This is a genomic window from Stenotrophomonas sp. P5_A8 (assembly GCF_056400545.1).
In genome coordinates this window covers 1-7,210 of sequence record NZ_JBFULB010000198.1, presented here as the reverse complement: position 1 = coordinate 7,210, position 7,210 = coordinate 1, and the positions used below count along the sequence as shown (strand labels likewise).

Annotated in this window: 5 protein-coding genes; 4 read left to right on the top strand and 1 reads right to left on the bottom strand. The window is 67.2% G+C overall.

The window, feature by feature from the left end; translation table 11 throughout:
- The first annotated feature begins 101 nt into the window (after window positions 1–101).
- The 4 genes from AC1DQP_RS13810 (at window position 102) to AC1DQP_RS13795 (ending at window position 6,691) form a co-directional block, all read left to right on the top strand.
- The gene (locus AC1DQP_RS13810; protein ID WP_478051811.1) at window positions 102–935 is read left to right on the top strand and encodes a DUF3014 domain-containing protein; all 834 of its coding nucleotides are present in this window, start codon (window positions 102–104) and stop codon (window positions 933–935) included.
- Between the two features lie 625 nt (window positions 936–1,560).
- Window positions 1,561–4,146: an ATP-dependent chaperone ClpB gene (gene clpB, locus AC1DQP_RS13805; protein ID WP_478051810.1), complete on the top strand. Its 2,586-nt coding sequence runs from the start codon at window positions 1,561–1,563 to the stop codon at window positions 4,144–4,146.
- A gap of 122 nt (window positions 4,147–4,268) precedes the next feature.
- The gene (locus tag AC1DQP_RS13800) at window positions 4,269–5,570 is read left to right on the top strand and encodes an O-acetylhomoserine aminocarboxypropyltransferase/cysteine synthase family protein (protein WP_478051809.1); all 1,302 of its coding nucleotides are present in this window, start codon (window positions 4,269–4,271) and stop codon (window positions 5,568–5,570) included.
- Between the two features lie 239 nt (window positions 5,571–5,809).
- Window positions 5,810–6,691, top strand: coding sequence for an AraC family transcriptional regulator (locus AC1DQP_RS13795; RefSeq protein WP_478051808.1), 882 nt, complete (start codon window positions 5,810–5,812; stop codon window positions 6,689–6,691).
- Window positions 6,692–6,889: 198 nt separating this feature from the next.
- Here the strand turns inward: AC1DQP_RS13795 and AC1DQP_RS13790 are convergent.
- Window positions 6,890–7,210, bottom strand: a 321-nt coding sequence (locus AC1DQP_RS13790) for an NAD-binding protein (protein WP_478051807.1), incomplete at its 5' end; no start/stop codon positions are given.

Below are 7,210 nucleotides of genomic sequence, written 5' to 3'. Positions count from 1 at the left end.
GTGTCAACGCGCATCCTGCGGTCGTGCAGGTGCGCAGGGAACCCCGCCCGATGGCGGGGGTCATACGGTGTCCAGGCACGTGCAACGCGAGGTACGGCAACATGCAGAAGAGTGGAAAGGCGATCTGGCCGTGGGTGTTGGGTGTGGTGGTGATCGGCGGTGCGGGAACGTGGTTGTTCAGCGACACCCTGCGCGGTCTTGTCGATGACATAAAGGTGCCCGTGCAGGCGCCGGCAGCACAACAGGGTACGGATACGAAGATATCGCCCGTTCCTGCATCACCTGCGGCGCCAGCGCCGCCTCCCATCCAGCATCCGGTCGATCCCCGGGATGYGGCCGATCCGGCACTGCCCTCCCTGGCCGACAGCGATGGGCCGGTGTTCGACGCACTGTCGTCGCTGTTCAACGGCGACGGCGCACTGGTACTGCTGTTGCGCRATCATCTGATCCAGCGCGTGGTCACCCATATCGACAACCTCGACAAGCCCAGCGTGCCAACGCCCGCGATGGCGGTACGTGCGTTGCCCGGCAGCCTGCAGGTCGAGACGGGGGATGGCACGATGCACATCGCGGCGACCAACGCCGCGCGCTACGCCCCCTACGTGAAGGCCTTTACCGCGCTGGATGCGGCGGCGGCGGGCAAGGCCTATGTGCGCGTCTACCCGTTGCTTCAGCAGGCGTATGCAGAACTGGGGCAGCCCAACGCGTACTTCAACGACCGGTTGGTGGCGGTGATCGACCACCTGCTGCAGACACCGGAGCCGCCGCGCCCGTTGTCGGTGACGCGCGATGAGCGCGGCCGCTATCGCTTTGTCGATCCCGCCCTGCAGGCACGCTCGGTGGGACAGAAGCTGCTGCTGCGCATGGACGCCGCGCAGTCACACGCAGTGAAACAGCAGCTGCGGGCGATCCGCGCGGCAATCAGCCGCGGCTGATGGCGGGCGCTGCCGCCGGTCCGGAGGTGGGAAGGGCGGCGCGTTGGCGGCAGGCAGCAAAGCAGGGCGCGTTTCGTGCGGCGCTTGACGGGGGACAAGGACGGTCGCTGAGGGCGTCGTAACGCAGGCCGTCGAACTGGCCAGAACGAGCATGCGGCGCGCCAGCGCCGGCAGGCCGTCGCGCATTGCATCCAGCTGCTGAAGCACGTCAGGCACCAGGGCCTGGCGCCAGAACCCGTTGGCCGCCAGCCCGCGCGCTACCRTGGCCAGCAACGCCCGCGGCGCGTGCAGGGCCGACAGGTCACGGTCGTGCAGCAGGCGGGCGACGGTGTCCTGGTGACGTCGGCAGCGGTTTCCCGGCAGGCCACGCGACCCCCCAGCCAGCCCTGCGGCGGCGAGGGTAACGGGACAGCGTGCCGACGATCTCGTGTCGTGGCTGCATGGGAATCACTCTAAAAGCCACACCAGGCAACGCCGAATGCTGAATAGTAATGATACGTATTCGCATATATTGAGGTGCGAGCGCTGTATTGCCAGCCCGGAGTGTCTTGAATCACTGCGCGACAACCGCATATCCGTTACATCTGCCAGCCAGGCTGGCCATTACACGAAAGAGGAACTCCCCATGCGGATGGACAAGCTCACCTCGCGTTTCCAGCAGGCGCTGGCTGACGCGCAGTCGCTGGCCGTGGGCCGCGACCACAACATCATCGAACCGGTGCACGTATTCACGGCGCTGCTGGACCAGCAGGGCGGCAGCACGCGCCCGCTGCTTTCCCAGGCCGGGGTCAACGTGCCGGTGCTGCGTGAACGCCTCAACGATGCGCTCGATGCGCTGCCGAAGGTCTCCGGGCAGGAAGGCAACCTGTCCATCGGCAACGACCTCAACCGCCTGCTCAACAACACCGACAAGCTGGCCCAGCAGCATGGCGATGCCTTCATCGCCAGCGAGTGGTTCGTGCTGGCCGCGCTGGACGACAGCGGCACGCTGGGCATGGCGCTGCGCGCCGCCGGTGCCGACAAGACCCGCATCGACGCGGCGATCGACAAGATCCGCGGCGGCGAGAGCGTGCAGTCGGAGAACGCCGAAGAACAGCGCCAGGCGCTGGAAAAGTACACCATCGACCTGACCGCGCGCGCCGAGAGCGGCAAGCTGGACCCGGTGATCGGCCGTGACGAAGAGATCCGCCGCACCATCCAGGTGCTGCAGCGCCGGACCAAGAACAACCCGGTGCTGATCGGCGAACCCGGCGTGGGCAAGACGGCCATTGTCGAGGGCCTGGCCCAGCGCATCATCAATGACGAAGTGCCCGAAGGCCTGCGCGGCAAGCGCGTGCTGTCGCTGGACATGGGCGCGCTGATTGCCGGTGCCAAGTTCCGTGGTGAATTCGAAGAACGCCTCAAGGCTGTGCTCAACGACCTGGCCAAGAGCGAAGGGCAGGTGATCCTGTTCATCGATGAGCTGCACACCATGGTCGGCGCGGGCAAGGCCGATGGCGCGATGGATGCCGGCAACATGCTCAAGCCTGCGCTGGCGCGTGGCGAGCTGCATTGCGTGGGCGCCACCACCCTGGATGAGTACCGCAAGTACATCGAGAAGGATGCCGCGCTGGAGCGCCGCTTCCAGAAGGTGCTGGTGGGCGAGCCCAGCGTGGAGGACACCATCGCGATCCTGCGTGGGTTGAAGGAAAAGTATGCCGTGCACCATGGCGTGGAGATCACCGACCCGGCGATCGTCGCCGCCGCCACGTTGTCGCACCGCTACATCGCCGACCGTCAGCTGCCGGACAAGGCCATCGACCTGATGGACGAGGCGGCCTCGCGCATCCGCATGGAGATCGACTCCAAGCCGGAGGAACTGGATCGCCTGGAGCGTCGCGTGATCCAGTTGAAGATCCAGCGCGAAATGCTCAAGAAGGAAAAGGACGAGGCCTCGCGGCAGCGCCTGGCCGATCTGGAAAGCGATATCGATGCGCTGGAGCGCGAGTTCTCCGACCTCAATGAAATCTGGAAGTCGGAAAAGGCCACGCTGCAGGGCGCCACCAAGATCAAAGAGCAGATCGAGCACGCCAAGCTGGAGCTGGAATCGGCCCAGCGCCGGCAGGATTTCGGCCGCATGAGCGAAATCCAGTACGGGCAGTTGCCGCAGCTGGAAAAGCAGCTGGCCGCCGCGCAGGAAGTGGAAACCACCGAGTTCAAGCTGGTCCAGGACCGGGTCACCGCCGAGGAGATCGCCGAGGTGGTCTCGCGCTGGACCGGTATCCCGGTCAACCGCATGCTCGAAGGCGAGCGCGACAAGCTGCTGCGCATGGAAGACATGCTGCATGACCGCGTGGTCGGCCAGGAAGAGGCGATCAAGGTGGTGTCCGATGCCGTGCGTCGCTCGCGTGCCGGCTTGTCCGATCCGGATCGCCCGAGCGGCTCGTTCCTGTTCCTGGGCCCCACCGGCGTCGGCAAGACCGAGCTGTGCAAGGCGCTGGCCGAGTTCCTGTTCGACAGCACCGACGCGATGATCCGCATCGACATGAGCGAGTTCATGGAGAAGCACAGCGTGGCCCGCCTGATCGGTGCGCCCCCGGGGTATGTCGGCTACGAAGAGGGCGGCTACCTCACCGAGGCGGTGCGTCGTCGTCCGTATTCGCTGATCCTGCTGGACGAGGTGGAGAAGGCGCATCCGGATGTGTTCAACATCCTGCTGCAGGTGCTCGACGATGGCCGCCTCACCGACGGCCAGGGCCGCACCGTGGACTTCCGCAACACCGTCATCGTGATGACCTCCAACCTGGGCTCGCACCAGATCCAGGACATGAGCAGCGATGACAGCCCGGAGGCCTACACGCAGATGAAGGCCGCGGTGATGGGGGTGGTGCAGGCGCACTTCCGCCCGGAGTTCATCAACCGCCTGGACGACATCGTGGTGTTCCACCCGCTGGACAAGGTGCAGATCAAGCAGATCGCGCGCATCCAGATGCAGGGCCTGGAAAAGCGCCTGGCCGAACGTGGCCTGCGCATCGAGGTCAGCGACGCCGCCTTCCAACTGCTGGGCAATGTCGGCTTCGATCCGGTCTACGGCGCGCGGCCGCTCAAGCGCGCAATCCAGTCGCAGATGGAGAACCCACTGGCGCAGAAGATCCTGTCCGGCGAGTTCCTCAGCGGCGATGTGATCCGCGTCGACGCAGCCGAAGGCAAGCTGGTGTTCGTGAAGGGCTGATCCTGTCCCGTGCCTGCGGCCTGATAGCCGTTTGGCCTCACGCCATGCGGCATTGGCATGAACCCCCGCCCCGGCGGGGGTTTTTTGTTCGGTATCGTCAGCGTTCAACCGGAGGAGACGAGATGTCCGAGCACGGCAGTCCCCCATCACCGTGGCGCACGGAGACCATCGCCGTCCACGGCGGCTACACGCCCGATCCAACCACCCGCGCGGTGGCGGTGCCGATCTACCAGACCGTGGCCTACGCCTTCGATGACACCCAGCACGGCGCGGACCTGTTCGACCTGAAGGTGCCGGGCAACATCTACACCCGCATCATGAACCCCACCACGGACGTGCTGGAGCAGCGCATCGCCGCGCTCGAAGGCGGCATCGGCGCGCTGGCGCTGGCCTCCGGGCAGGCCGCCATCACCTACGCGATCCAGACCATCGCCGAAGCCGGCGACAACATCGTTTCCTCCAGTGCGCTGTATGGCGGCACCTACAACCTGTTCGCGCATACCCTGCCGCAGTTCGGCATCCAGACCCGGTTTGCCGACTACAACGATCCCGAGGCGTTCGCGGCCCTGATCGACGACCGCACCAAGGCCGTCTTCGTCGAGTCGATCGGCAACCCACGCGGCAACATCACCGATATCGAAGCGGTGGCGAAGATCGCCCACGCGCACGGTGTGCCGGTGATCGTGGACAACACCGTGGCCACCCCTTACCTGCAGCGCTCGTTCGATTTCGGCGCGGACATCGTGGTGCACTCGCTGACCAAGTATCTCGGCGGCCATGGCACCAGCCTGGGCGGCGCCATCGTCGATTCGGGCCGCTTCCCCTGGGCCGAGTACAAGCAGCGCTTCCGCCGGCTCAACGAGCCGGACGTGAGCTACCACGGCGTGGTCTATACCGAGGCGCTAGGCCCGGCGGCCTACATCGGCCGCGCGCGGGTGGTGCCACTGCGCAACACCGGCGCGGCGATCTCCCCGTTCAATTCGTTCCTGATCCTGCAGGGCATCGAAACCCTGGCGCTGCGCATGGACCGGATCAACGCCAACGCGCTGGCGGTGGCGCAGTTCCTGCGCGACCACGCCAAGGTGGACTGGGTGAACTATGCCGCGCTGCCGGACCATCCTGAGCATGCGCTGGTGCAGAAGTACCTGCGCGGCCACGGCTCAGGCGTGCTCACCTTCGGCCTGCCCGGTGGCCGCGCCGCCGGCGCACGCTTCCTGGATGCGCTGCAGTTGTTCACCCGCCTGGTGAATCTGGGCGATGCCAAATCGCTGGCCACCCATCCGGCCTCGACCACGCACCGCCAGCTGGACGCGGCCGAGCTGGAGAAAGCCGGTGTAAGCGAAGACACCGTTCGGCTGTCGATCGGCATCGAACATATCGACGACCTGCTGGCCGACCTGCAGCAGGCGTTGGCGAAGGCGTAGAGGTGGGGCCCACGGCGGCCGGTGCGGGCCGTCCGCCGTGGGGTTTTTGACGCCGCCGAGGCTGCGCTATCGGCTTGGGGCATGTGCTGGCCACGCAGGGCGGCGGCGCGGGCTAGACTCGTTGCGCGTGCCGATCAACGGTCGACACCGACGATGACGGGCCTGCAACTGCGCAAGATCGGCCACGCGCCGTGGCGGGCACCGACGCATGCTGGACGTCACCCGACACGGAGCCCGTCATGAGCCGCATTGCTCAGTTACGCCAACGCCACGGCATCGACCGTGTGATCGCCCACCTGCAGCAGTGCCTGCGGAGCGGCGAGCCCTTGCCCGATCTGGATGCGCTGGCGGCCATCGCGCACCGGTCGCCGTTCCATTTCCATCGCCTGTACCGCGCGCTGACCGGCGAAACGCCGGGGCGCACCGTGGCCCGCCTTCGCCCGCTGCGCGCGCTGCAGTTGCTGGCCCGCGCCGACAGCCGGGTGACCGAGGTAGCGCTGGAGGTGGGTTTTGAAAGCCCGCAGGCGTTGGCCCGCGCCTGCCGGCAGGCCGTGGACGCCACGCCCAGCGCCCTGCGCGAGGATGCGGCGCTGCGCGCGCACTGGCAGCAACGACTTGCGCTGCCGGCCGGTGACGGCAACGACGACATGACCCCGCTGCAGGTGCAGGTGACTGCGCTGGAGCCGTTCGACGTGGTGGTGTTGCGCACGCGCGGCGCCTTCGACGACCTCGACCAGGCGTTCGGGCAGGTGTATGCCTGGGCTGCGGAACAGGGCCTGGCCGACCACTTGCAGGCGCTGGTGGGCATCGCGCTGAACGACCATCGCGATGTCCCGGCCGACGCGTGCGAGTTCGAGTGCGGCATGGGCTTTGGCCGCGCCTTTGACGGCATCCCCGCGCCATTGCGTGCGCTGACCCTGGGCGGTGGCGAGTATGCCGTGCTGCGCCATGTGGGCAGCTACGCCGGATTGGACGCGGCCACCGACGCACTGCTGCGCCAGTGGCTGCCCGACAGCGGGCACGCACTGCGCGACGCGCCGCTGTACTACCACTACCTGGACGATCCCGAAGACGTGCCCGAGGCGATCCTGCGGGCGGACATCTGCGTGCCGGTGCGCTGACCGGACACACGGCCGGTACGCGCGGCTGGAATGAACAGCAGCCACCCATGGGGTGGCTCTACCGGGGGTGTGTTGACGTGGTGATACGTGGCGCATCGGTGCGGCGGTATGTGGCGCATCGGCGCGCCAGAGGTAGAGCCACCCCATGGGTGGCTGCGCGCGGTGCCCGAACGCGACGCGGACACGCGATCCGCGCCGCTACACCACCGGGATGCTGTGCTTGCCCAAGGTGCGGTACGGCGGGGTCGCCATCACCATCTCGGCCAGCGAATAGGCCAGCTCGCGCTCGGCCATGACCGTGCCGTCGGCGCCATGCTCGAGCAGGTGCTTCACTTCGGCATCGCTGTGCGCGCGGGCCAGCAGGGTCAGGCCCGGGTTCAACGCGCGCAGCTTGGCCAGGGTCTCACCAGCTTCCAGCGGCTGCGGGATCGCCAGTACGGCGATCTTGGCGCGCTCGGGATGGGCCTCGGCCAGCACCGTGTCCGAGGCCGCGCTGCCGCGGATGCCGGGCAGCCCGGC